This is a genomic window from Nostoc punctiforme PCC 73102 (assembly GCF_000020025.1).
GTDB lineage: Bacteria > Cyanobacteriota > Cyanobacteriia > Cyanobacteriales > Nostocaceae > Nostoc > Nostoc punctiforme.
In genome coordinates, this window is sequence record NC_010628.1 from 1,920,135 (window position 1) to 1,943,181 (window position 23,047).

At 40.3% G+C, this 23,047-nt stretch carries 18 protein-coding genes, 2 pseudogenes and 1 riboswitch; of the genes and pseudogenes, 4 read left to right on the forward strand and 16 right to left on the reverse strand.

The annotated features are described in order from the left end of the window. Positions 1 to 28: 28 nt before the first annotated feature. From NPUN_RS07890 to NPUN_RS07910, 5 genes are all read right to left on the reverse strand, one after another. Positions 29 to 835, reverse strand: a complete 807-nt coding sequence (locus NPUN_RS07890) for a pentapeptide repeat-containing protein (protein WP_012408262.1) — start codon at positions 833 to 835, stop codon at positions 29 to 31. Positions 836 to 845: 10 nt separating this feature from the next. Then, complete coding sequence (locus NPUN_RS07895) at positions 846 to 1,487, reverse strand: beta-carboxysome protein CcmP (protein ID WP_012408263.1); 642 nt, start codon at positions 1,485 to 1,487, stop codon at positions 846 to 848. Between the two features lie 751 nt (positions 1,488 to 2,238). Then, positions 2,239 to 2,436 (reverse strand): hypothetical protein, encoded by a 198-nt coding sequence (locus tag NPUN_RS07900; protein WP_012408264.1) that lies wholly within the window; start codon positions 2,434 to 2,436, stop codon positions 2,239 to 2,241. Positions 2,437 to 2,540: 104 nt separating this feature from the next. Next, positions 2,541 to 3,812 (reverse strand): glycosyltransferase, encoded by a 1,272-nt coding sequence (locus NPUN_RS07905; RefSeq protein WP_012408265.1) that lies wholly within the window; start codon positions 3,810 to 3,812, stop codon positions 2,541 to 2,543. A gap of 161 nt (positions 3,813 to 3,973) precedes the next feature. Continuing rightward, positions 3,974 to 4,188, reverse strand: a riboswitch (cyclic di-AMP (ydaO/yuaA leader). 245 nt (positions 4,189 to 4,433) lie between these two features. After that, positions 4,434 to 6,272 carry an alkaline phosphatase family protein gene (locus NPUN_RS07910; RefSeq protein WP_012408266.1) on the reverse strand — a complete coding sequence of 613 codons (1,839 nt, stop codon included), beginning with the start codon at positions 6,270 to 6,272 and terminating at the stop codon, positions 4,434 to 4,436. A gap of 342 nt (positions 6,273 to 6,614) precedes the next feature. Here NPUN_RS07910 and NPUN_RS07915 point away from each other — a divergent pair, with 342 nt between their 5' ends. Beyond that, complete coding sequence (locus tag NPUN_RS07915; RefSeq protein ID WP_012408267.1) at positions 6,615 to 7,613, forward strand: DUF1350 family protein; 999 nt, start codon at positions 6,615 to 6,617, stop codon at positions 7,611 to 7,613. 222 nt (positions 7,614 to 7,835) lie between these two features. Here the strand turns inward: NPUN_RS07915 and argC are convergent, their stop codons facing one another. Continuing rightward, positions 7,836 to 8,804 (reverse strand): N-acetyl-gamma-glutamyl-phosphate reductase, encoded by a 969-nt coding sequence (gene argC / locus NPUN_RS07920; protein WP_041565990.1) that lies wholly within the window; start codon positions 8,802 to 8,804, stop codon positions 7,836 to 7,838. A 323-nt stretch (positions 8,805 to 9,127) separates the two neighbouring features. After that, a complete protein-coding gene (locus tag NPUN_RS07925; protein ID WP_012408269.1) occupies positions 9,128 to 9,319 on the reverse strand; it encodes a hypothetical protein in 192 nt (63 codons plus the stop codon). 437 nt (positions 9,320 to 9,756) lie between these two features. Between NPUN_RS07925 and NPUN_RS07930 the strand changes: the two genes are divergently transcribed. Next, positions 9,757 to 11,112, forward strand: a complete 1,356-nt coding sequence (locus NPUN_RS07930) for an MFS transporter (RefSeq protein ID WP_012408270.1) — start codon at positions 9,757 to 9,759, stop codon at positions 11,110 to 11,112. Between the two features lie 4 nt (positions 11,113 to 11,116). On the opposite strand, the gene glpK is transcribed toward NPUN_RS07930, so the two are convergent. The 3 genes and pseudogenes from glpK to NPUN_RS07945 all read right to left on the reverse strand — a co-directional run. After that, entirely contained in the window at positions 11,117 to 12,631 is a 1,515-nt protein-coding gene (gene glpK, locus NPUN_RS07935; RefSeq protein WP_012408271.1) for a glycerol kinase GlpK, read from the reverse strand. 213 nt (positions 12,632 to 12,844) lie between these two features. Then, positions 12,845 to 14,014 carry a helix-turn-helix domain-containing protein gene (locus NPUN_RS07940; protein WP_012408272.1) on the reverse strand — a complete coding sequence of 390 codons (1,170 nt, stop codon included), beginning with the start codon at positions 14,012 to 14,014 and terminating at the stop codon, positions 12,845 to 12,847. 974 nt (positions 14,015 to 14,988) lie between these two features. After that, positions 14,989 to 15,672 (reverse strand): annotated as a pseudogene (locus tag NPUN_RS07945) (hypothetical protein); the annotation flags it as partial. 54 nt (positions 15,673 to 15,726) lie between these two features. Here NPUN_RS07945 and NPUN_RS07950 point away from each other — a divergent pair. Continuing rightward, positions 15,727 to 16,957, forward strand: a protein-coding gene (locus NPUN_RS07950) for an ISAzo13-like element ISNpu10 family transposase (RefSeq protein ID WP_086000591.1) whose coding sequence is annotated in 2 segments (ribosomal slippage) — positions 15,727 to 16,304 and positions 16,303 to 16,957 — 1,233 coding nt in all. Because the reading frame shifts where the segments join, the coding sequence is not laid out codon by codon here. A gap of 27 nt (positions 16,958 to 16,984) precedes the next feature. Here NPUN_RS07950 and NPUN_RS07955 read toward each other — a convergent pair. The 3 genes and pseudogenes from NPUN_RS07955 to egtC all read right to left on the reverse strand — a co-directional run. Continuing rightward, positions 16,985 to 17,617, reverse strand: a pseudogene (locus tag NPUN_RS07955) (thioredoxin domain-containing protein); the annotation flags it as partial. Positions 17,618 to 18,481: 864 nt separating this feature from the next. Next, positions 18,482 to 18,676 (reverse strand): hypothetical protein, encoded by a 195-nt coding sequence (locus tag NPUN_RS07960; RefSeq protein ID WP_012408274.1) that lies wholly within the window; start codon positions 18,674 to 18,676, stop codon positions 18,482 to 18,484. Between the two features lie 585 nt (positions 18,677 to 19,261). Further along, complete coding sequence (gene egtC / locus NPUN_RS07965; RefSeq protein WP_012408275.1) at positions 19,262 to 20,050, reverse strand: ergothioneine biosynthesis protein EgtC; 789 nt, start codon at positions 20,048 to 20,050, stop codon at positions 19,262 to 19,264. Here egtC and NPUN_RS07970 point away from each other — a divergent pair. After that, entirely contained in the window at positions 20,049 to 20,816 is a 768-nt protein-coding gene (locus tag NPUN_RS07970) for a nucleotidyltransferase domain-containing protein (RefSeq protein WP_012408276.1), read from the forward strand. The genes egtC and NPUN_RS07970 overlap by 2 nt on opposite strands. A 189-nt stretch (positions 20,817 to 21,005) precedes the next feature. Here the strand turns inward: NPUN_RS07970 and NPUN_RS07975 are convergent, their stop codons facing one another. The 3 genes from NPUN_RS07975 to bchM form a co-directional block, all read right to left on the reverse strand. Then, positions 21,006 to 21,386: a DUF423 domain-containing protein gene (locus NPUN_RS07975; RefSeq protein ID WP_012408277.1), complete on the reverse strand. Its 381-nt coding sequence runs from the start codon at positions 21,384 to 21,386 to the stop codon at positions 21,006 to 21,008. 79 nt (positions 21,387 to 21,465) lie between these two features. Continuing rightward, positions 21,466 to 21,954, reverse strand: coding sequence for a hypothetical protein (locus tag NPUN_RS07980; protein WP_012408278.1), 489 nt, complete (start codon positions 21,952 to 21,954; stop codon positions 21,466 to 21,468). Positions 21,955 to 22,198: 244 nt separating this feature from the next. After that, positions 22,199 to 22,885, reverse strand: a complete 687-nt coding sequence (gene bchM, locus NPUN_RS07985) for a magnesium protoporphyrin IX methyltransferase (RefSeq protein ID WP_012408279.1) — start codon at positions 22,883 to 22,885, stop codon at positions 22,199 to 22,201. Positions 22,886 to 23,047: the final 162 nt, after the last annotated feature.

Below are 23,047 nucleotides of genomic sequence, written 5' to 3' on the forward strand. Positions count from 1 at the left end.
AATCAACACAATTACCTTTTGTGGCTAACTAATCGTGCTTTGAAGCGTCAGGCATAATTGCCTCCTGAAGATTTACGCCACTGAGGTTAGCTCCCCTCATGTCGGCTCCTCTCAGGTTGGCTCCTCTGAGATTTGCCCCTGCCAAATTCGCGCCTCTCAGGTTAGTCCAACTCAAGTCAGCTTGACTCAAGTCAGCTTGACTTAAGTTAGCCCGCAACAGGTAAGCACCACTGAAGCGAGCCTTATTCAAATTAGCTTTGTATAAGTCAGTTTTATAAAGATAAGCCCCCAATACTTCCGCTTCATACAAACTTGCTTCGCTGAGGTCAGCCTCAATCAAGTTAGCTTCAATCAGGTTGGCAAAAGATAGATTCGCTCGTATTAGCTTCGCTGCACCTAAATCGGCATCTCTCAAGTTAGCGCCTTTTAGGTCAGTTCCAATTAGATTAGCATGAGCGATCGCAGCGCCTCTCAGATTCGCCTCACTCAAATCGGCTCCAATCAAATTAGCCTGGCTCAAATCTGCCTGCGTAAGTATAGCACCACTCAAGTTAGCAACACTCAAGCTAGCATCACTCAAGTTAGCTTCAATGAGAAACGCTTTGCTGAGGTTGGCACTACTGAGGTCAGCACCACTGAGGTTTGCTCGCACCAGTAAAGCATTACCTAAATCTACCTTTCTCAAATTTACCCCCTGGAGGTTTGCGCCTCTGAGGTTATGCCCTTGCAGATTTGCAGCGCTGAGGTCTGGTTCAATCTGAGGATTTTTCTTTCTCCATTCAATCCATGTCACTGCACCTGCTTTCAGTAAAGCTAGATGCTCTCGATTTGCCATTTTCTCTCCTTTACTCCTGACGACCACCTAGAGGATTTGCTCGGCCAGCTACACTTTCAATGGCCGTTAAAGCTCCCGCCGCACCTGCTAGAATATCCTGTTCTTGCCCACCTAAGTAAAGTCGTCCAAAGCTACCTACAGCTTGAACTTCAAGAATGTTAATCCTCGCCGCTTTCTCCGCTTCATTGGCAGCCAGTGCGGCGTAAGCAGCAGGTTCCACTTCTAATACATATAGTGTTTGTCCTGCTAGTAGTAGCTGTCCCCGGCGCGTGCGATTAATCAGTTGTGTTTGATAAGCATCGATGTTGCGGATAATCTGACTAGAAATAACACGCGGCTTCAGACATTCCTCTCTTTTGACTCCTAGTGCCGCCAAAATTGCTTGACCAGCAGCTCGCGTTTCACCTTGGGAGCTAGAATGAACTTCCAATAGTCCGTATAGTCGTTCAACTACCTGTACTCCCGGACGGACAGAGGCAGATTTCAGGGCTATATCTGTAATCTTATTAATTTCGATACCAGGAGAGATTTCAATCCACAGTGATGTATCCCCTGGTAATGGTAAGAAGCCTTGGGCTACTGTTCCCATATATGCTGCATGTTGAGGTTGCAGGTTGTCGAGAAATACGAAACTGCGTAGTTCTATTCCCAAGATTTTGCTCTCCAGTCATAAGGGTAAAAGTTATCTATTGCAAGATATGAGTGCCTAACTTGGGGCATTTTTGCTACAAGTGAAGCATGGAAAAATACAAAGTATAAAAATTTTGCCGTCGATAAATTTTACACCTGAGAAGTATTCTGGCAGTAAAAACCGCCTTGATAATTGTACAAGCTTTATTACGCACAAATCGCTGGCTGAAATCCCTAACTAGTCTGGATTTACTGATAAAGTTGATGTGACAAAAAAGTTTTTAGCTAAACTGAAGCGGAGAAAGTTGAGTGAACTTTCCCCGCTATCTTCAAAATGCTGCCAAAACCGCAGACAATTAAATTGACAATGCTACTACTAGTCTGTTAAGCGAAGTTTGAAGGGTAAAAGGAACGAACCACAGATGCAAGGCAGCGCGGTCTTCTTCCAAAGGGAGAGGCTAGCGCCTTTCCTTCTCTACGAGAGGCTGCGCCAACGGAACGCTCCGCGAACGCGGAGCGTCTCGTAGAGAAGGGGGTTTCCCTCATGAGCGACTGCCCCACAGAGAACACAGAGTTAAAGAAAAAAAGAGATTTTTAAGAAGTGTCTCACCAAGCATTGTTGGCTTGACAGACTATTAAATTTGTTTTTCTATTAAATAGAGAAAAACAAATCTATTAGTTTAAGGACTTCCAAAAAATAAATTATCCCAAATTATTTGTATGTACGCACAGTTGTGTACCCAGAGATGGGATGTTTTTTTACTCTAAGTGCCTTATTCTGCCTCTGTCAGCATCCATCCTGAGTAAGCATCTTCGACAAATCTGCTTTGACGACGAGTTCCTTTATGCTTGCTCACTCTGACTTTGAGGGTGGTTATGTATACTCCATCTATTACCTGATGTCCATAACCGAAAACTTGACCAATTTGCCCTGTTCTTTGATGAAAAGCATAATCCCCGATATTCAACATAATTCTGACTCCCTAATTAACTAAGTTGGGTAGTTTGTGTTTGGCTGTTTGTGCGCGGCAAAATCGCTCTGATGATATTAGTTCCGCGCACAAATCTGTAAAAATTAAGCTGCAATCCGGGGTCGAGTATTGGATGCAGTTTGAGCCAACAAACGAGTGTAAAGTTGAGTCAGTCGGAATCCAACACTGTACCAACTAAAGGCAATTTCTGTCCGTTGTCGAGCCGCTTCACCTAATTGGTCTCGCCAAGTTGGGTTAATAAGAATACGGTCTATAGCAGCAGCAAAAGCTACTTCATCTTTAGGAGGCGCAAGTAACCCTGTGACTTCTGGTACAACAGTAAACTGCAACCCACCAACATCACTAGCTACGACTGGAGTCTGACTAGCCATTGCCTCAATAGCAACTAAACCAAAAGGTTCATAATGGCTGGGGACTACGCAGACATCAGCGGCGGCGTAGTAGAAGGGGAGAACAGTTTCATCTAGGCGACCGGCAAAGGTTGTACAATTTTCTAATCCGAGTTCAGTCACGATGCTAGCAATGCGATCGCGTTCTATTGCATCACTCTGACCGGGACGGCTACCACCGCCAATTACTAGCTGGAGGTTAGCTTCACCCCTTAAACTAGACTTGGCAACAGCTCTTACCAAGGTTTCAATTCCTTTGCGGCGGTCAAAGCGACCAACATAGAGAACTATTTTGGCATCTGGGGCAATTCCCAACTTTTCTCGCGCCGCAGTTCGCTGAATTCCCCCAAATTTGTCAGTATCAGTGCCACAGGGAATCATTTCAATGTTCCCTTTGCTAGAAACGAGTACCCGCATGTGTTTCTGTTCTTGTGGACTGGTTGCAACTACACAGTCTATAGTTTCCAAGCAGGCTTTTTCTACAGCTAATCGCTGGGCTGCAATTACGGGAACATCACCAATACTTCTGTATTTAACGGCTCCTAAAGAATGGTAAGTATGTACCTGAATCAGGGATTGCTGTTTTTTCAATTCCATACCCACCCAAGATGATAACCAGTAGTTGGTATGAATTAAGGAGTAATGAAACCCTTGGCGCTGCTGAAATTTCTGGAATTCTTCGATGAATTCAGGTAAATGGTCGAACAAGTTATCTCGCCCGATAAATTCGGCTGGGCCAGCTTTTAACCGAATAGTACGACAGTTTGGGCCATGTTGAGCAATCGCAGATTGTTCAGAATTACTACGACGAGTGAACATATCCACTTGCCAACCTTGCTGGGCTAAGGCATAACCTACTTGACGCACATAAACATTTTGACCTCCAGCCTCTTCTTGACCAATTTCAACCGCTGGGTCGCCATCAATAGAAATTAGGGCAATGCGATGTTTCTTATTCTGGAACATAGCTGATTTTCACCTCAAGGTAAATAATCCTGCCTCAAACGCCAGAAATCAAGATATTATTATCCTCTCTCAAGGCCGAGGGCAGGTACAACGAACCGCAAAGTTACCAGCCAAAGGACACTGACGAGAACAAGGCATTACTTGTTAAGAATGCTGCTCGTTCAGTCTCTTCTCAATGCCGACGAAGTTAGCTGACGGGCTAGGACTGAGAGATGTCCTTCTTAAGAAAGTTATGAGTTATGAGTTTAGTAACTTTTAACTCCTCACTATTAACTATTAACTTTCTTCAAAATACGCCCCAGATTTGGTTCCTCCGCTCCGGTTTACCCTTTACAAATCTTTGTTGGGAATATAGTGGATTAGGCAGACTGATTTATTTTTCTTAAGGTTTTATAACCTTTAGTCATCAACTATGTCAAGAGTATGAACAAAAAAATGGTGATGCTAATCACTTCAAAGCGTGTTGTAACTAGCTTTGAAGAATCAAACTGTAGGGGAAAGTTGGAGTTGTTGAGAAGCTCTCAAGAAAAAACTTACTGATGTTAATTGCTACATTTTCTTTAGTTTCTGGGAATGAAATAATCTTGAAAGTTTCAAAGAGTTAAATATACCAATGGCGTACTATTTTGCTAAACCAAGTGTCCGACCAGGAAAACCAGCAACGTCAAAATATTGAGTTGAGCCAACAGTTTGATACTTCAAGATCGTTTTTAATCCATTAGTACTTGGTTGGGATGTCAAAGTATTAGATTTAAAAGAAACTTTTTTAACTCCTTTGACCAAAGATTCATGTAAAACACGACCTATAAGTTTTCCTTGATGGGGAATATTCAAATTTAAAGTCTTAGCCAAGGTAATAGCCACATCAGCATTACTTACTGGTACTCGGTCTACAAAAGCTTTCTTAAAGTCAGGACCGATTGCAGCCATATAATTGTAAGTATCAGCACGGCTAAAAGAGCCATGCATTCCCTGTCCTTGCTGCAAAGAAGAGTCTGCAACTTCCACACCACAAGCAGTTGGGTCGCCACAACCAGTATCAAATGTCCGAAAGTTTACTACGATCGCTGGGCTAGGAAGATCAGATTTACCATCAAGCCCGATCGCACTTAAGGGTAAAGTACCTGGAATGGAGCCTAATTTATCATTTACAAATAAACCACTAACATAATCTTCTTTTAAGAGGATATCTACAACTTGTTTAGCAAGTGCTTTGTTATTTGTACTATTAGGTAAATAAATCAAATCTGAACCACCATTAGCAGCCACTAATACATCAGGTTTATTTGCTTCTTTAGCAATCAAACCATTTTTAGAAAACTGACCCTGAGTTGGATCAACCACAACATTTTGCTTATCTGGATCGAACAAAGACAATCCTAAACCATGAGCAATATCAATAGCTAGAAAACCAGGTGGCAAAAATCCTTTCATCACATCTGGATAATCAAGCGTCCTTGAGTAGCTGGTTTTGCTCTCCTTGCTGATGGTAGAAAAACCGTGATCGGCCGTCACAAAAATATTTGTAGAAGCTTCTAAATTTAGCTGTTTGAGGACAGCGCGGATTTGGGCGAGATTGTTATCGACATTTTGACGAGCTGCAAGTGAAGTGGGACCATTAATCCCTGGAGTAAGAGTGTTTAGACTATCACCTTGGTTATGCTGAGTTCCATCTGGATCGCGTGACCAATAAATTAAAACAAAAGGTTTTTGCCGTTTTTTAAATAGAGGCAATAGCACTTTTGTCGTTATATCGGCAAAGTATTGTTGTTGAAATATATTAGCGACTTTTGTACCTGGTACTGTGCTGTTGCCAGATTTGCCATTATCTCCTCGCGTCGGAGATTTTAAGGCAATGCCATTTTTTGTTAATAGTTCAGCTATTTCAGAACTCAAAGGAATTCCTGTTGGAGACCCTGTAGCATCATCAATTATAATTGTGGATTTACCAGTTCTTTGAGTAACATCTTGAATTAATACTGGCCCAACCTTGCCAACGGCGGCGGTACTAAACCCAGCTTCACGTGCAGTATCTAATAGGCTTTCTTCGTTTAAGTAATTACCATCGAAGTGTTGGCTAATTTCCTCCAAAACAGCATTATTTTCTAAGAAAGGAACGGGGCTGTTACTGGCACTTTGGACAGGAAAGCCAACATTAATTGTATTGCTAAAATCACCAGTATCACCGAGATAATGTCCCGTTGCGATCGCAGAAGCATTAGCGGTAGTAAAAGTAGGAAACAGCGAATGACTATTGACAAAACTTACACCCTGCTGGCGAATTTCATGAAGATTAGGAGTTTCCTGAGCATTAACTTTACTAGGTCGCAATCCATCTGTAATAAAAATTATTACATTGTGTTGAGGTTTGGTCTTAGCAAATCCTGAAACTGCCAATACTGTAATGAGTGTAACGGTAGCTATTATCAGAAAACTCTTATATATCTTAGGTAAAACCATCTGCCTACATCTCCAAATATATATATTTCCGCCGTTTTGGAACTTTAGTATTTAATTTAACCATGTATCAAACTTTATTGCGTGTTAACTGGAATACCAATTTTTTCATACCAGAATAAATTTAGATGGCTGCTTGAACTTCAGTCAATTGAATTTGGTAATCTAAGTATTTATACTCGGAGTGAATATGCCAGCTCTTTTAATCCATACAAGTAAAGTTTATTGGTTGAGATGAGCATCCCAATTTTGGAAAAATATCTTTTAAATAATCCGAAAAGCAGCAACTTCAGTTTGGAGATTAAGCATACAGTTACCAAAATCAGATAGACTCATTGCTAAATCATGGTCAATACAAATTTAAAACTAAGATTTAAACCCGTTTCTCACAGTTGGGTTGCTCTGCATCCACAGCCTAAAGGAGTAATTCAATTTGTTGCAGGGGCTTTCTTTGGTACATTTGCACCCATGCTTTTTTATCGCCATCTGCTTCAATCTCTATTTGAGCAGGGATATACTATTATTCTTTTACCGTTTAATTTTACGTTTGACCATTATGTAGAAGCGGGTTTTCTCATGAGAGAGCAGTATGAAATTCTGCCAGAGCTTGTGAGGATGGCAACTGTTGAAGGATATGATTATGAAGCCTATCTAGATGATAAAAACTTTTCTTGGATTGGACATAGCCTTGGCTGTAAATATATTTCCCTGTTAGAAGGATTTACCGCTTTGCCAGATGATATTCAAAAAAGAGAAACTTTTATTCGGAATCTGCTATCTCATACGTCGAATAAGTCCCAAATAGAAAGTGTAATTAAAGATATTAACATTCTTGTTGAGGAGCTTAAACGAAAAATTATAGAAGATCAGAAACTAATTTGCAGTTATGTAGGTCGGAAAATCAAAATTAACAGTGTCTTTATTAGAGGGCAAGTTTCTATCCTCTTAGCACCTGATATTAGCGATACAGCCAGCGCAATTCGCCCTCAATTTTTAGCTGATATCATCGATAATCTTGGTTGGGGTGTAAAACCAAACCCTGAAGAAACCAAGAATTTAATCAAGGATAGTGGGTTATTTAATATCATGGGTTTAGTCTGTTTTAAGTCTGATAAGATTGCTAAATTAACCTGTGAATGGTTTACTGATATTTTGAAAAGACCGCCTCAAGAGTTTCTCGAAACTTTAGGCGGTGGGCATTTAAAACCTTTAGGTATTCAATTAGGTAATACTGTCATTAATCTTTTTGACAAACCTTTAATTGAGTCAGTTCAAGATCGAAATAGAGGCTTTGAGCATCATGTAATTGAATTGCTTGAGGCACTTAAAGAAGAATCAAAATAATGAGAATTGGGAATTGGGAATTGGGAATTAGGCATTGGGAATTGGGCATTGGGAATTGGGCATTGGGCATTGGGCATTGAAAAGAGGTAGAGGGGGGAAAGGGGCATAGAGGATAAGGGAGACAAGGGAGAATTGATTGAATAAATCTCTCCCCTGCCCCCTGCCCTCTGCCCCTTGTCCTCCTTGTCCCCTGCTTCTTCCCCATTCCCTAATACTTTTTCATCACAATCCCAATTCTTCTGGAAAGCCCAGCATGATGTTTAGGTTTTGGATTGCGGCTCCTGATGCGCCTTTGCCCAAGTTGTCGAGACGAGCAACTAGCAATGCTTCTTTGGTGGTGTCATTGGCGAATACAAAAACCTGAACAATATTAGTGCCGTTCACTGCAATCGCATCCAAAAATATTCCGTCTCGCAGCAGAGTAGAATCTTGGAATGGAGCAACCTGCACAAACTTTTCACCTTGGTAGTAATCAGCGATCGCTTCATAGATTACCTCACCTGATGGTGGATTATCCAAAGTTCCTAACGGCAAAGGCACTTGAACTAGCATCCCTTGCTCAAAATCCCCTACTGAAGGTACAAATAGTGGCGGCGATGCTAACCCTGAATAATAATGCATTTCCTTGACATGCTTATGTCCAAACTGCAAACCGTAGATTCCGAATGGATATAGTGACTCACCCCCGGCTTGCTGTTCATGGAAGGTATGGTATTGTTTAATAAGATTTTTTCCGCCACCAGAGTAACCTGATACTGCATTCACGGTGATGGGAAAATTACTTTTGAACAGTCCCTTAGCAATCAACGGACGGATACAGGCTAAAAATCCTGTGGGATAACAGCCTGGATTACTGACATACTGGGCGCTGGCGATTTTCTCTCTCTGCCCTGGATTGAGTTCGGGGAACCCATATACCCAGCCATTAGCTGTCCGATGGGCACTACTAGCATCAAGGATCTTAACCGTAGTACTACTTACTAAGCTAACAGCTTCACGGGCTGCATCATCAGGTAGGCAGAGAATAACAACATCGACGGTATTAATTAGTTTAGCTCGCTCACTTGCATCTTTACGTTTAGATGCCTCAATGCTAACTAACTCGATATCATCACGTTGATTGAGACGTGAATAAATTTGTAAGCCTGTGGTTCCTGATTCGCCATCAATGAAAATCTTAGGTTTAGTAATCATGCGGGCAGCATCCTTAGATGTCAGTAGTATTTTAAAACAGCTATCAATTATCAAAGTTTAAGATGGGAATTTCCACCTCAAATCAAACTTACCACGCAATAGTTCTGGGGAACTCTGACTCGCAACTGTTTACTCTGCACCTTCTGAAAGGATCTTCAAAAAGGCTTTAAATGTCTCTTCTCCTATGCAGAAAACGGATGCCTTCAATGCATTAATTTCTAGGGCGGTAAAAAATTAGATAATTAACGACTGAAAAACTCCGCAGACTTGGCATTAAGAAGTCAAGCTTTCCTCCCATACTTGGGCTTTACACCAGTATTTTATCGCTTTCTATATTTTGCGATCGCCTGTATGAATGCCACGTCAACTTGGGCGTATTCTTCATCTTCACCAAGAGAAATTTCCCAAAAGCCTTGCATAAACAAGGCTTTCAGCTTACCAAGCGTGCCATTCAACCCTTTGACGATCTGTTTCCAAGTTCTACTTTGCCCTGATCCTACTGCTAAATACACCTGGACAATACCTGACTTATTCTCCCTATCTCTCAGTACAATCGCGGTTTACAGTATTTGTTCCAAATTGTTGGAGTGTAGATTGCCAAAAACCTTGCAGATTCCTAATTTGAGATTTTTTACAAAAATATTTTCCAATTGATGATTTAAGTGCGGCATCTGGGAACAATCTATGGAAATCAGATTTTTGTTCGGTACTTAGCACTTACTAAGCGCTTAAGAAAAGAATATAAATCTGTTTAAAATACTGTCCCATTTTAGCAAAACCACCCGTGAATAAAAAACTAGAAACTTTAAAAGTATTTATCCTATTTTAGAGAAAAAATACCCGAAATAATCTGAATAAAACCAGTAATCAATAACACAGGTATTTATCGCTCTTTCAACTGAGAGATAGATTTCTCATAGCTTTATTTCCCCAATTTTTAACAATCTAAATGCGGCTTGAAAAAGCCGGATTTTGGTATGGAATAAAAAACTTACCTACACTTGCAGTATCTATAAAAATGCCTAACTCTAAAATTCAAAAAGACCTTCGTCATAACTTGACCGTCAATGTTGTTGAAAGTGCATTTTTTGGTTTAGGAGCTGGTTTTGCCTCCTATATCACGATTATCCCTCTATTTGTTAGTGGTTTTACCAATTCTGCATTGCTCATCGGTCTGATCCCAGCTATTCCGCGTTTAGGTTGGCAACTACCTCAGCTATTAACAGCTGATAGAATAGCTCGATTACAGTATTACAAACCAACTGTAATGTGGTTGACAATTCACCAGAAACTTCCTTTTTTAGGATTAGCACTGGTTGCTTTGTTAGAGCTAAAACTCAATCACCAAACTATCTTATATTTGACATTCGCCATCCTCATTTGGCAGGGACTAGGTAGCGGATTTAGCGCTCCTGCTTGGCAAAGTATGGTTGCTAAAATTGTTCCATCGGGAAGGCTTGGCATTTTTTACGGTGCTTTAGCTGCGGCTGCTAATCTGATGAGTATCATTGGTGCTTTGAGTGCTGGTTTACTGCTCAAGCAAATTGCCCAGCCATTTAACTTTGTTCTCTGTTTTTTGTGTGCCAGCGTTGCGATGGCTCTATCTTGGTTTTTTATGTCTAGGACGCGAGAGCCAGTAGACAACTCATTATCGACCATTGAAACTAGACGTGAATTTTGGGACAGTCTTAATGTGATTCTCCGGTGCGATAAGAATTTTCGTTACTTTGCGATCGCACGTATGCTTTCACAATTAGCCCTAATGCCACTTCCCTTCTATACACTCTATGCCGTATACCATCAAGGCATGGGAGAAGCATCTATTGGGTTAATTACTGGTGTGCTGATGGGAACGCAAACTATTGCTGGATTGGTTTTGGGTTGGGTAGGCGATCGCTGGGGTAACAAGTTGGTCTTGGAAGTTGGTTCTGTTGTTTGTGCTTTCAGTGCGGTTCTAGCTGGGCTAGCAACAAATGTAAACTGTTTTTACTTGGTATTTATAGGAGCGGGAATAGGTATGAGCGCTCTGCAAAATATTGCTGCGGTAATGACCTTAGAGTTTGGTAATCAGCGCCAACGACCAGCCTATATTGGTCTTGGTAATACCCTTATTGCCCCTGCCACAATCCTTTCTCCCCTTTTAGGTGGATGGATAGTGGATAATATTGACTATAGAACTGCCTTCTTGGTGGCAGCTATAGGTGGATTAGTTACAGCACTAGTTTTGCACGTAGGAGTGCGCGATCCACGTTATCTGGAACAAAATTTTAGTACCCATTCAGTTGAAGTTTTGCCTGAACAGTAAGCATTTACTCCTCCCAAGCCAGAGTGCGTTTCACTGCTTTTTGCCAAGTATCAAAGTTAGATAATGGCTTATCGCTCCTCGGTTCAAACACACGCTCAATTTGCCGTTGCTGCACCAGCGCTTCGTAGCTCTCCCAAAATTCTATAGCTAAACCTGCTGCAAATGCTGCACCCTGAACGGTCGTATCGCGCATTATCGGACGTTCAACTGGAATACCTAATACATCAGCCTGGAATTGCATCAAAAAATTATTTTCGCAAGCACCACCATCTACGGTTAATCGACCAACTGGAGTACTGCTAGATGAATTAATTGCCTGTACTACTTCCACAACTTGATACGCGATCGCTTCTAACACGGCGCGTACTAGATGCTCTGGTTGGACACTGGCGGTAATGCCGAAAAAGGCTCCCCTAGCACTCATATCCCAATAGGGTGCCCCCAGTCCACTAAATGCAGGCACAAAGTAGACTCCGCCATTATCTGTCACCTGATTTGCCATCGTTTCACTTTCAGCAGCAGTTTTAATCAGCTTGAGGCGATCGCGCAACCATTGAATACAAGCTCCACTGGTAAACATACTACCTTCTAAGGCATAACCTACATCCAATGCTCCCCTTGGATTTGCTTGTGTCCATGCCACCGTAGAAATAAGTTGATGGTGCGAGCGCACAATTCGATTGCCTGTGTGAGCTACCAAAAAGCTACCAGTTCCGTAAGTACATTTCATCAAACCGGGGCGATCGCAACCATGACCAAATAAAGCTGCTTGTTGATCTCCCAAGATCGCAGTAATCGGAATTTCAGCGCCCAACAAAGTAGCATCAGTAACTCCAAATACTCCTAAACTAGGCTGAATCTTGGGCAAAATATGAGCCGGAATTTGAAACAAATTTAGTAAATTATCATCCCACTCACAGGTTTTGAGATTCATCAACATTGTTCGGCTGGCGTTGCTGTGGTCAGTAGCATGGACTTTCCCACCTGTAAGATTCCACAGCACCCAGGTATCAATAGTGCCAGCTAAGACATTGTTTAGGTTAACGTCTGTAAACTTATCTAATAGCCACCTAAGTTTGGTAGCAGAGAAATAGGCATCAATGATTAATCCAGTGCGATCGTAAATTTCATCAGCGTAGCCTTGCTCTTGTAACTGGTGACAAAGGGGAGCAGTGCGGCGATCTTGCCAAACGATCGCTCTATGGAGTGGTCTACCAGTAGTTTTGTCCCAAATCAAGCAGGTTTCACGCTGTACAGTTAGTCCCAATGCTGCGATCGTTGATGGAGCAATGCGGGCATTTTCAATTGCGGTTTCTATCACCCAACACGTATCTTGCCAGATTTGTTGAGCATCGTGTTCTAACCATCCAGGTTGAGGATAATACTGAGTTAGTTCTTTGTATGCCTGCCCAACAATCTTGCCGTCTGCGTTAAACACAAAGGCGCGGTTGCCTGTCGTACCTAAGTCCAGTGATAAGATGTAACCCGATGATGGAGTTGTGTTGCCAAATGTGTGCATAGCTGATTTGACATGTTGCGTAGGTGTAGCCCGCCGTAGGCATCGCGGTTTTAGCAATACATATCAAATTAGATATACATTATTTTGGGTACATTTTTAAATTCTGCAATGCCTACGGTGGTCACTGAGCTTTGTCGAAGTGCGGGTTAGACCTGCACGTTGCGTTTTTGTAACCTACAAAGTTAATTCCCATAACAAATTACCCATAAGTAATTAATCAGAATCTTTCAATATCATGTGTTTTTTTAAGTCAAAACTAATTATCCCTTCTTCTTGTAATTTACCGAGCAATCGTGTAATTGTTACCCTAGTGGTACAGCAAGCGCTAGCAAAATCTTCGTGAGTGAAGCGAACACTTAGGCGAGTTCCCTCCGGCACAGCTTCACCAACTTCCTGCTTCAAAAGTTGTAATAGATGCTGCAAGCGCTCTTGTACTCGTCGCCTTCCAGAAATGGCTAGAAAAGATTCTGTTTGCTGTAACCTCTGATTCATTTTTGGTAAAAGGATATGGCTCAGAGTTGGGGAATTTGCGATCTCTGCCGAGTAAATTGACACCAGATCGACATCCGAAAGGGCTGTTGCTTGGTAAATATTAAGAGATGTTAAACTAGAGCCAAAAACCATTCCTGCTGTTGCCAATCCTATTAAAACTTCTTCACCCGTTTCACAGTAGGTATTAAGTTTAACTAAACCCTGACAAACATAAAAAATTACTAATGGGTTAAGGGAAATAGTTTCTCCTTTAGAATATTTATGTACGGGGCGATCTTTGAACAAGTCGCGGTCATTCTTGACTATTCCTGATTCTAAATACTGACGATCACTAATATTACGCACCATCCAGCGCAGAGAGATTGCCTTACCTTGCTGATTGCGGACAACTTTCACTGTCAAAGCTGCATCAAAGGACTCACTATGACGTTTTTGCAAGCGTACCAATAACTCTTTAACTCTATCTGATTCAGATAATTGGATGAGTTCGCAGCGAACCTGTTGACGTTCTCCTAGAGGAACAAAGTTCATCATTGGTTTACCCACCAAAAAATGCTTTGAAACATTGAGTAACCTCGCTGCGGTATGGTTAGCTTCTTGAATGATTCCTTCTGTATTAGTCACTAAATAGGCATCAGGCGCAAACTCGAATAATTCTTGATAATGTTGGCGTTCTGCTTCTAGCCAATTTCGTGTTTCTAATAGTTCCTCATTTTGCTGATACAGTTCTTGTGCCGCTAGCTGTACTATCTTTAAAGTGTTATGGAGTTCCTTTAAAGCTTGCGGCTGTAGATCCGTTGGAATCCAAGGTAATACACTAGCGGTTTGGTATAAATCTGCTAAACGCTTGTGCAATATTTCTGTACGTTGGATAAATTTTTCTATGTTCACCTTAAATCACCGCTACTTGTTTGCAGAGGTTGAGCAAAAAAAATCTACTAATAAGAAATTATGAAGTGTCTTATTGACACTTATAAGCATTTGTATTATTTATTACTATTAAGTCTACGGTATTGTTCTAGTTATTACGTCTACCTTTGGTGGGACAATTCGGTAAAATCAGCCAATACGAGCAATAGGAGGTCCCAATTTGGTGACCTAAAATTAGGCTCATTTATCACCAAACTAATAAGTCAGTAAAAATTATGACTAGTAGACAAATTAGATAAGACAGCATAACCAGAAAAACCTCGTTCTCAAACTGAATTTCTCACTATTGTTTAAGCTACTTTGTCATTCCCCCAATGAATGATTTAGTGTTAATGATAATTGTTTTCAATATTACCTACAATAACTAATAATATTTTCCCCGACTTCCATCACAAGAATCAAGCCACTACTACCAAAGACATATAATCTAAGTTAAGTTTGTTTATGCTTATGAATACATTGATTGGTAACAAACTTCACAACAAGATAACAAGATTAAGATTTTCAACCTTCTGTAAAAAGTTAGGAATCAAAGTCTTCCGATCTTAAAATCAATTATGGAATTCTGTAGCACAAGCAAAAGAAAACTGAAGTCTGCCAGTCATATAAAATACCAAACGGAATTCTAATTACTGAATTCTGTTTGGTAAATTAAAAATATGCGTATAGAAAATCACATAACAACTTAACAATTATCCGCCTCTTTAGTTAGAGGATAAATGAAGCAGTCAGCTGATGTAATTTAACAATGCGTAACAGCTAATCAACGCGCAAGTTATAAGGAGTGATGGGTGAGGTGTCAATACTATAAAATCTCGTCACTCCCTTTTATTTGCTTCAATTTACAGCGCTTTTGAAGTAATTGAACTGCACTGTCCTATTCTCAACTCCCTGTCTCAGTTGTGGTGTAAATACCTAAAATCTGCTGTATTAACTTAACGGATGCCATCATTATCAATGGCGCTGTAGCTATCGCTGGGGAAAAGCCCTAACCAGGGGTCAGAACTAGGAGTTAAAAATAGTTGGGCGTATACTTGCTCATTTAGGGCTTCCACACTGCTTGTTTGCTTTCCTTGCATAAACCATTGATGAATTTGGCTGTGTAGCATATACTCATTTCTGACTGTATCTAAAGCCATTGTGGTTTCAAATTTTTTCACTATTATCGACAAATTATCTTCTTTCGTCTTGGCAGGCTGAGACTTTTTAGCTCTGATTAAAGAGATACTATTTTGATCTAGCTTGACATCGGTGGCATAGAGTTGAGCGATTTTGTTCCAGACTTCCTGGTCGGTAATTTCAGCTAAAGCATTTTGATTCCGTTCAGCATCAGACTGAAAAGCACTCAGCATTGGCGTTTCAACTCTCATCTTAGAAACTGCTAAAGAACTTGCTCTTTCTGCCGTAGGTGGCTGACTGGGATTGCTCGGAACTTTCACCAACTTAGGGGGAGACTGGATACCCAGACGGGATAAATCTGCAACCCATTGGGCTTGGATAGAGTTTAGACGATCGCTGTGGTATTTTCTTAAAAAAGCCTCGCGATCGCTTTTTGCAAGTTTGCTATAATTTTTTACCGCTACTTCAGCCTGCTGTAAGGCATCATGTAAAAATAACTTGAACAATTTGCTGAATGGTAAGATGATCAGAATGTAACCGAATTAAAGGCTTATATGTCTGATAAGCAGGTAGTAGAAAGCATTCAAGACAAGTACGATTCGTTATCGCCTTATTTGAATGAGAAAACACGGCGTATTTGGGCAGCAATTGAAGCCCGAAGCCTGGGCTGGGGAGGCGTGAGTCAGGTTGCGCTCGCAACTGGACTATCCCGGACTACAATCCATGCTGGGATACGGTTATTGTTAGACGCTTCGGGGGAAAAAACCTCGAATGATGATAGTAATCGAATTCGTTCGTCAGGTGCTGGACGTAAACTACTTGAAGAAAAAGACGCAATGCTGCTATCAGATTTAGAATCGCTGATTGAACCAGTGACACTGGGAGACCCAGAATCTCCTCTAAAATGGACTTCTAAAAGTGTTGTGAAACTGGCTGCGGCATTAAACATTGGGGGACATAGGACTAGTCCTAAAAGTGTTTATAACTTACTTGAATCGCTTGGCTACAGCTTACAATCAAATCGTAAAACCCGTGATGGCTCATCTCATCCAGATAGAGATGATCAGTTTTTACATATTTCCAACCAAGTCTTGCACTTTCAATCCCAGAACGAACCCGTAATTCAGTTGATACAAAAAAAAAGAATTAATTGGAGATTTTAAAAATTCTGGAACCGAGTGGTGTGAAAAGGAACAGCCAATTGAGGTGAAAATGCATGATTTTGTTGACCCCAAGTTGGGCAAGGCAATTCCCTACGGAATTTATGACTTAACCTCAAATCAAGGATGGGTAAATGTTGGCATTGACCACGATACCGCAGAGTTTGCAGTCGAGTCTATTCGTCATTGGTGGTACTCAATGGGTAAACAAGTTTATCCCAGCAGTGAGCATATAATGATTACGGCTGATTGCGGTGGTAGCAATAGTTATCGCTCACGATTGTGGAAATTGAAGTTACAAGAATTAGCAACTGATACTGGTAAAACTATTCATGTGTGTCATTTTCCTCCAGGCACAAGTAAATGGAATAAGATTGAGCATCGCTTGTTTTGTCACATTACCCAAAACTGGCGAGGCAGACCATTAACTAGCTTGCAAGTTGTGATTAATCTAATTCGCAATACTACCACCACACAAGGATTAGAAGTTGAAGCTAGATTAGATCCAAATCTCTACAAAACGGGAATCAAGGTTACAGACCAAGAGCTTGATACTATCGCAATCGAACGAAATTCTTTTCATGGTGAGTGGAACTATATTATCAAACCCAAAGTAGTCAGTTAATTGTTCAATTTATTTTTACATAACTCCTAACTGAAGTAAAAATGCTTTGGGACTATATAATCCTGGAATTGCGTCGATTGGACGACCCGATGCATCTAATATATAGTGAATGCTATTGCCTGTAATTGTCCGCTCCAACTTGCGTCCATCGCCAAAATCAATAGTTACTTTGGGTACAGGACGCACCGATTGCCAGTGCAAAATAAAGTGGTCTTGAAGCAGCTTAGAAATTTCACTATTAGGATACAGCGCTACCCTGAAAAACCTACTATTGGCACAACTCAAATCCTGATCCAGTCTGCCCAGCAACCGCAGAGATAAAATAGGTTTACCACTAGTTCTAGCAGCAGCTTTAGCTTGTTCTATGTCAGTGTACCAGTACAGGCGAGAGGCATAACAATCTCGTTGTTGACAGAGTTCGTCTAAAGCTACCCGAAGTGCAGGAGAAGGTAGAACTGCATCTGAAGAATTAATACTTAGCGTATTCCTATGAGATTTGAGAAATAGTTGTAACCCGTTTGGTCCTTGTTTCCGAAGTACAGAAACTTCTTGAGATAGCTTGGAGATTTCAGCTACAGGAGTTTGAGCATCAGCCGTCTGCAAAAAACTGAAGCTGACTAGCATGAGCGCGAAAGGATATTTGAAGGTTCTAAATCTCATATATTTCCAGAAAAATAGGGGCGTGGGTATCGTTATTCCTAACTAGAGAAGTCTAGTCTAAGTTGTAAGAATCCTCAGATGCTCTGAAAGTTTCAGGTGGGATCGTAAAGCTTAAAATCTCAACATAAGCTCAAAAAATTATCACTTGATTGCTAGCTAGTCCCTCTGATACAAAAGGGATGCGGCTTTAGGATGTATGGAGATAAACGAATAGTATCTATTACTGAACGTATACACGTATTTATTTACAGAAGCTACTTCATAAAGCTCAGGTTTTATTAAAAATTCATATACTTTCTGCTTTAGTTACTTAAATATGCGACTTTAGAGTTGATTTCTTATAAACTAGCTTTATTAAAAAATCAGTAGTATTCCTCTTTTAGTAATAGGTCAAATACAACTAAAGTATAAATGGTTGTGCTGGCTTAGTTGATAACAAAAACGTCAGCTATTTCAGGTGTATCTATTTGCTAACTCTCTAACAGACTGATTCAGCAGTCTTTAAATACCCATTCTCTTTTTATTAAAGAGAAATTTACATCATCCTTAACTTATAGGGTATTTAATTCGGTACGCTTAAGCTTTTTTAGATAATTAATTTACTAGTAAGTTCTAGTATTCATTCACTTATAAAACCCGATAAGCCGGTTTTGTAGGAAAAATTGCCATAATTTACATCCTAAAGCTACGGTTTATTTCTAACTAGGAGCAAGCACAACTCCTTGAAAAGTTGAATATTTACCAACCCATTTTGCAAATCTCCATGCAACAATATTTTTCTCATATACTCATACTGGCATTAGGAACAACTTCGACTTTGATGATTACTCCATGTCAAGGTCAAACTCCGGTAAAGCCCAACAATCAAAATACTGAGAATATTAGTTCCGTATCTTCAAATTCACCTTCGGCTATTCCATTGAGTGATTCTGCCAATTCTACTAATAACAAACCAACTATCCTCTCTGAGGTAAGCAATAACTCTTCTGCTGCTAATGCAAATATAACTGCAACAAAGCCAAAGCCACGGCTTCCTATATTCAGCAGAATTTTTCCCACACCTTCGATGCAGCAATAATCAACGGGTAATATTTACAGGATGTTCAACTTTATTTAGTGAAAATATGACTCCAGCAACAGAGATTCTAATTGTTCTCTTTTGCTGGGGTGAGAAGAATCTCATCCATAGCGGTTCTCGTTTGTATGCAATATACTCTGTGGTCTCACTTCCATTTTTCTCTTTTAAAAGAAGAGAAGATTTGAGTGTTATCCCTCAACACAACAAAGGTTGGGGCTAGGGTCTATATTGAACTCAACTGAGAACCGCTATATATGTGAGGCATACCCTGATTTACTTTATGCTTGCACTTGAAAGAGCAATAAACCAAACCATTGATTTGGATCTGTTTATACTTGAAGAGATAATAAACTTTATGCAGTGAGTTACTGCTTGATAGTATCGAGGTCAAATTTGGGGGAGATTTCGGTGAGAATAGTCTCACTTAGTGCAAAATTCACATTGAAATAAAGGATAATCCCCTAATAGCTGATTCGCGCTACTTTCCAACATACCTGCACACGCATCAATCAGTAGGTAGTGCAGGGGATAGCTTAAATAAGGTTTGAAAAATAGCCTCTTTTTTCCTAAATTTGCTCGATTTGGATCTCACAGTCTGCTCCCACAGTAATTATGCTATTTTCTGGAAAAGCATTCCAGTTACCTATAAATAGAGGTTCAGATGCAATAATTACAGAATTTGAAAAAGTAGGATCGTCTCGAACCCAATAAAGAGATGGAGCCAGAGAAGTTGTAGCAAATCGAGAAGCGATCAGGCGATGTCCGTCACTAAATATTACATTGATTGAAGCTTCTACTTGATAGCGCTTTGCCATCTCTAATAGTGTTAATAATGTAGTACGTAAAGCATACTCTGGAGGCCGATGTTTGTTAATTTGACTTTGTGAAAGTAACAATGCAAAAATGTGTTCGGAGTCAGTATTGCCATTAATTTTTTCGTAAAAATCTTGAGTTAAAGTGCTACGGATTTTTCTGTGTAATGTTTTATGGAAATTTTCAATTCTTCCATCGTGAATAAATAGCTGTTGTTGATGTTTAAAAGGCTGACAGTTAGCAAAATCTACGGCTTGTTCGGATGTAGCACTGCGGACATAAGCAAGTACACACTTGGATTCAATGTAACGGCTGAGACTGAGCAAGTTTATGTCATTCCAAATAGGTAGCGTATTTTTGTAAGTAAATGGTTCGATATCTTTTTGGCTATGATACCAACCCACACCAAAACCATCTGCATTTACTGCCCCAGAAGTCATTTCGCGGGGTTTATAACTCTGAACGATGAGTGAGTGTTCTGGTTTATACAAAAGATGCTCTAAAGAAACAGGCGAACCAAGGTAAGCAAGTAAACGGCACATGATGAATATTCCACCTTTTATTAACACAATTATTGGGCAACAGCCTTACCCGCTTTTATTCGCCATCATTAGTGGTTCCCACTTATATGGTTTTCCGTCACCTGATTCTGATTATGACTTGCGTGGGGTGCATATTTTACCAGTTGAAGAAGTTGTAGGATTAGAAACTGGGAATGAAACTATTGAAGTTTCAGAAATTCGCGAAGCTTTAGAAATTGATTTAGTAACTCATGATGTCAAAAAATTCTTTTTGATGCTGCTTAAAAAAAATGGCTACGTATTAGAACAACTATACTCACCTTTAGTATTAACAACTTCACCCGAAGCCGAGGAATTAAAATTTATTGCCAAAGGTTGCATTACCCGTAACCATTATTACCATTATATTGGTTTTGCAGCAACACAATGGAAACTTTTTGAAAATGAACGCACGTATCGGTTAAAGCCTTTGCTTTATGTTTATCGAGTTTTATTGACAGGGATTTATTTGATGCAAACAGGTATAGTCGAAGCTAACCTAATGAAATTAAATGAGGTTTTCAATTTACCATATATTCACGATTTAATTACCCAAAAGATAGCAGGTAAAGAAAAATCTGTTGTGTCAAATGTTAATGTAGATTTTCATCAAATAGAATATGAACGTCTGCGTCATAAGTTGCAGGAAGTATACGAATCTAGCCGATTACCTGAAGTACCTTCAGCGAATGCGGCTTTACATAATTTGCTAGTACGCCTGAGAACTAATGTAAAATTACGGAAATAAGTTTTATTTGTAAATCTTGTTTGAAAATATTTTTCTTACTTTCATGACTTCCAACTAAAAAAATATCCAATTTGTAGGATGTATTAAATATAAGCAGGTAATACACCGCGATATATAAACTAAAGGCACCCTACAAATATCGGATAATTTATTTTTTGGCATTCCCTTAACTATTAATTTCTAACTTTTTTACAACTTTAAATTCCAAGCAGCAAAAGCTAAGGTACCCCAACCAGCGAGAAAGGCTACACCGCCTAGTGGTGCGATCGCTCCCAAGGACTTAATACCAGTTAAGCTAATGGCATACAAGCTACCTGAGAAAATAGCAATGCCAGCGAGAAACAGCCATCCGCTAGCGATGAGAGTGGGTTGAGGGGACTCAGTGCGACTAATTAGTATTGCTACTAGAAAAAGTGCCAGAGCATGATACATTTGGTAACGAGCGCCAGTTTCAAAAATTTCTAGCGATCGCTCACTAATTTTTTCCCGCAAGGCATGGGAAGCAAAAGCACCAGCAGCAACTGATAAACCGCCTAAAATGGCAGCTATGCTCAAAAAAATCTGCGTCATTAGACCTAGCCGTAAGTTAATTATTAGTCATTATTCATTGGTCATTAACAAAGGACAAATGACTAATGACTAATGACAATTAAACATCAAAATGATATGATACGGCCCCTTCTTCGTTCACCTTAAAGTTTGCATTGAATTCTTTAGCTTTTTCGTCTAAATACTGTCTAGCGTGGGCTGCGGGTAGTTGTGACTTCATTGCAAAGCCTAAAACAGTTACACGCCCATGATTTTCTTGTAGCATCCCATAAAAAATCGATTGCAGGCGATCGCTAACTTGTTGATTAAGCGCCTTTTTCTCTTGCCGGCTTTGACGGTATAATCCTAATGTTAACCATGTGCCCAGTGTTAGGCTAGGAACGCCAAAAATTAGATGTTCTACCGCATTATTATCAATTACAGGGGTATCTGTTGGTGCTGCAAACTCAATCGAGCCATCCCAGGATAAGGGTAGCGTAATTGATTTTTCCATAGTCGTTTTATTAAATACCTCTGCTGCTGATAGCATTACAAACATGAATCCGAATGTCAGTAGCCAACCGGCAGCCAATTTTTCAGCAGTTTTCATAGTTCCACTTCAAATTTGAACTTTGCTAGCGATTTTAACCTGACTTTCGCAAAGGTTCTACTATCTCGATCTACTCCCTCCGATGGTTTTTTAGCTTTTGTAACGAAATTTTTGCCTACCTTGCTAGTGGTAGCCTGTCAAAAAACAACCGAAAGGTACGGCTTGTTCGTAGTTTGCGCTGTCTTCGCTAAAGTGCAAACTACGAAACTATCAAATTAAATTTGACAGACTAATAATATTTATCCTACTTGCGTGTAGCTTCCAGTAAGCGAGAAAAATAGAAGCGAGTCTTCGTCATCGCCTTTCGTTGCAATGAAAAGCCATTACTTTCCAAGATTCTTACCACATCAGCCTCACGATGCAAATATGCACGAGTCGCTTTGCTTGGCCCGGGAAAGAAACTGCCAATTTTCTTGAGTATACTCAGGGCACAGGTCTTTGGCGCAAAACTGAGAATTATCCGTGACTGTGCTAAAGAACAGAGATGAGATATCATCTCATCGGCTTTTTCTTGAGGATAGTGGATGAGAACATCCAAGCAAATAACGGTATGGTAACTACCGCTCAACGATTCCAAGTCCTGCACGGCAAAAGTGGGATTTTCATCATTTCCCAAGGTTTGCTTGGCTCTATCCTTGCCTTCTTCCACCATTTTTTCAGAAATATCAGTCGCATAGACTTTGGCACCATCTACCGCCAGAGGGATGCTGAGACTACCAACACCACACCCAGCATCGCAGATTGATAGCTCTGGTAAATTGTTATCAGCCTTCAACCAGCCGAGAACTGTATCCACAGTTTGCTGGTGTCCATTGCGAATGTCTAGTTGGACTTTGTTGACTTCGCCATCGCCGTAGATTCGCTTCCAACGGTCAAAGCCTGTGGAATTGAAATACTCACGAACAATCGTTTTATCGTCGGCTACGTTCATAAACTCTGATTTTTAGGGGTTCCCAATGCTTAAAATTATCATTGATAGGAACCCATAAGAGCGGTCTTCCAGATTTTTCTAGATGATAGTTTGCCTATATGCAAGGATACTTGTATGCATAGAGAAGTTAAAGTAGCGATCGCTGACGACGAGAGAATGCGT

What these genes read in the sequence shown, in the direction of transcription:
- NPUN_RS07915 (WP_012408267.1), top strand. Translation starts at nt 6,615, where the DNA reads ATGGTCAATACAAATTTAAAACTAAGATTTAAACCCGTTTCTCACAGT.
- NPUN_RS07930 (WP_012408270.1), top strand. Translation starts at nt 9,757, where the DNA reads ATGCGGCTTGAAAAAGCCGGATTTTGGTATGGAATAAAAAACTTACCT.
- NPUN_RS07910 (WP_012408266.1), bottom strand. Translation starts at nt 6,272, where the DNA reads ATGGTTTTACCTAAGATATATAAGAGTTTTCTGATAATAGCTACCGTT.
- NPUN_RS07980 (WP_012408278.1), bottom strand. Translation starts at nt 21,954, where the DNA reads ATGAAAACTGCTGAAAAATTGGCTGCCGGTTGGCTACTGACATTCGGA.
- bchM (WP_012408279.1), bottom strand. Translation starts at nt 22,885, where the DNA reads ATGAACGTAGCCGACGATAAAACGATTGTTCGTGAGTATTTCAATTCC.
- NPUN_RS07900 (WP_012408264.1), bottom strand. Translation starts at nt 2,436, where the DNA reads ATGTTGAATATCGGGGATTATGCTTTTCATCAAAGAACAGGGCAAATT.
- egtC (WP_012408275.1), bottom strand. Translation starts at nt 20,050, where the DNA reads ATGTGCCGTTTACTTGCTTACCTTGGTTCGCCTGTTTCTTTAGAGCAT.
- NPUN_RS07975 (WP_012408277.1), bottom strand. Translation starts at nt 21,386, where the DNA reads ATGACGCAGATTTTTTTGAGCATAGCTGCCATTTTAGGCGGTTTATCA.
- NPUN_RS07890 (WP_012408262.1), bottom strand. Translation starts at nt 835, where the DNA reads ATGGCAAATCGAGAGCATCTAGCTTTACTGAAAGCAGGTGCAGTGACA.
- NPUN_RS07905 (WP_012408265.1), bottom strand. Translation starts at nt 3,812, where the DNA reads ATGTTCCAGAATAAGAAACATCGCATTGCCCTAATTTCTATTGATGGC.
- glpK (WP_012408271.1), bottom strand. Translation starts at nt 12,631, where the DNA reads ATGCACACATTTGGCAACACAACTCCATCATCGGGTTACATCTTATCA.
- NPUN_RS07970 (WP_012408276.1), top strand. Translation starts at nt 20,049, where the DNA reads ATGATGAATATTCCACCTTTTATTAACACAATTATTGGGCAACAGCCT.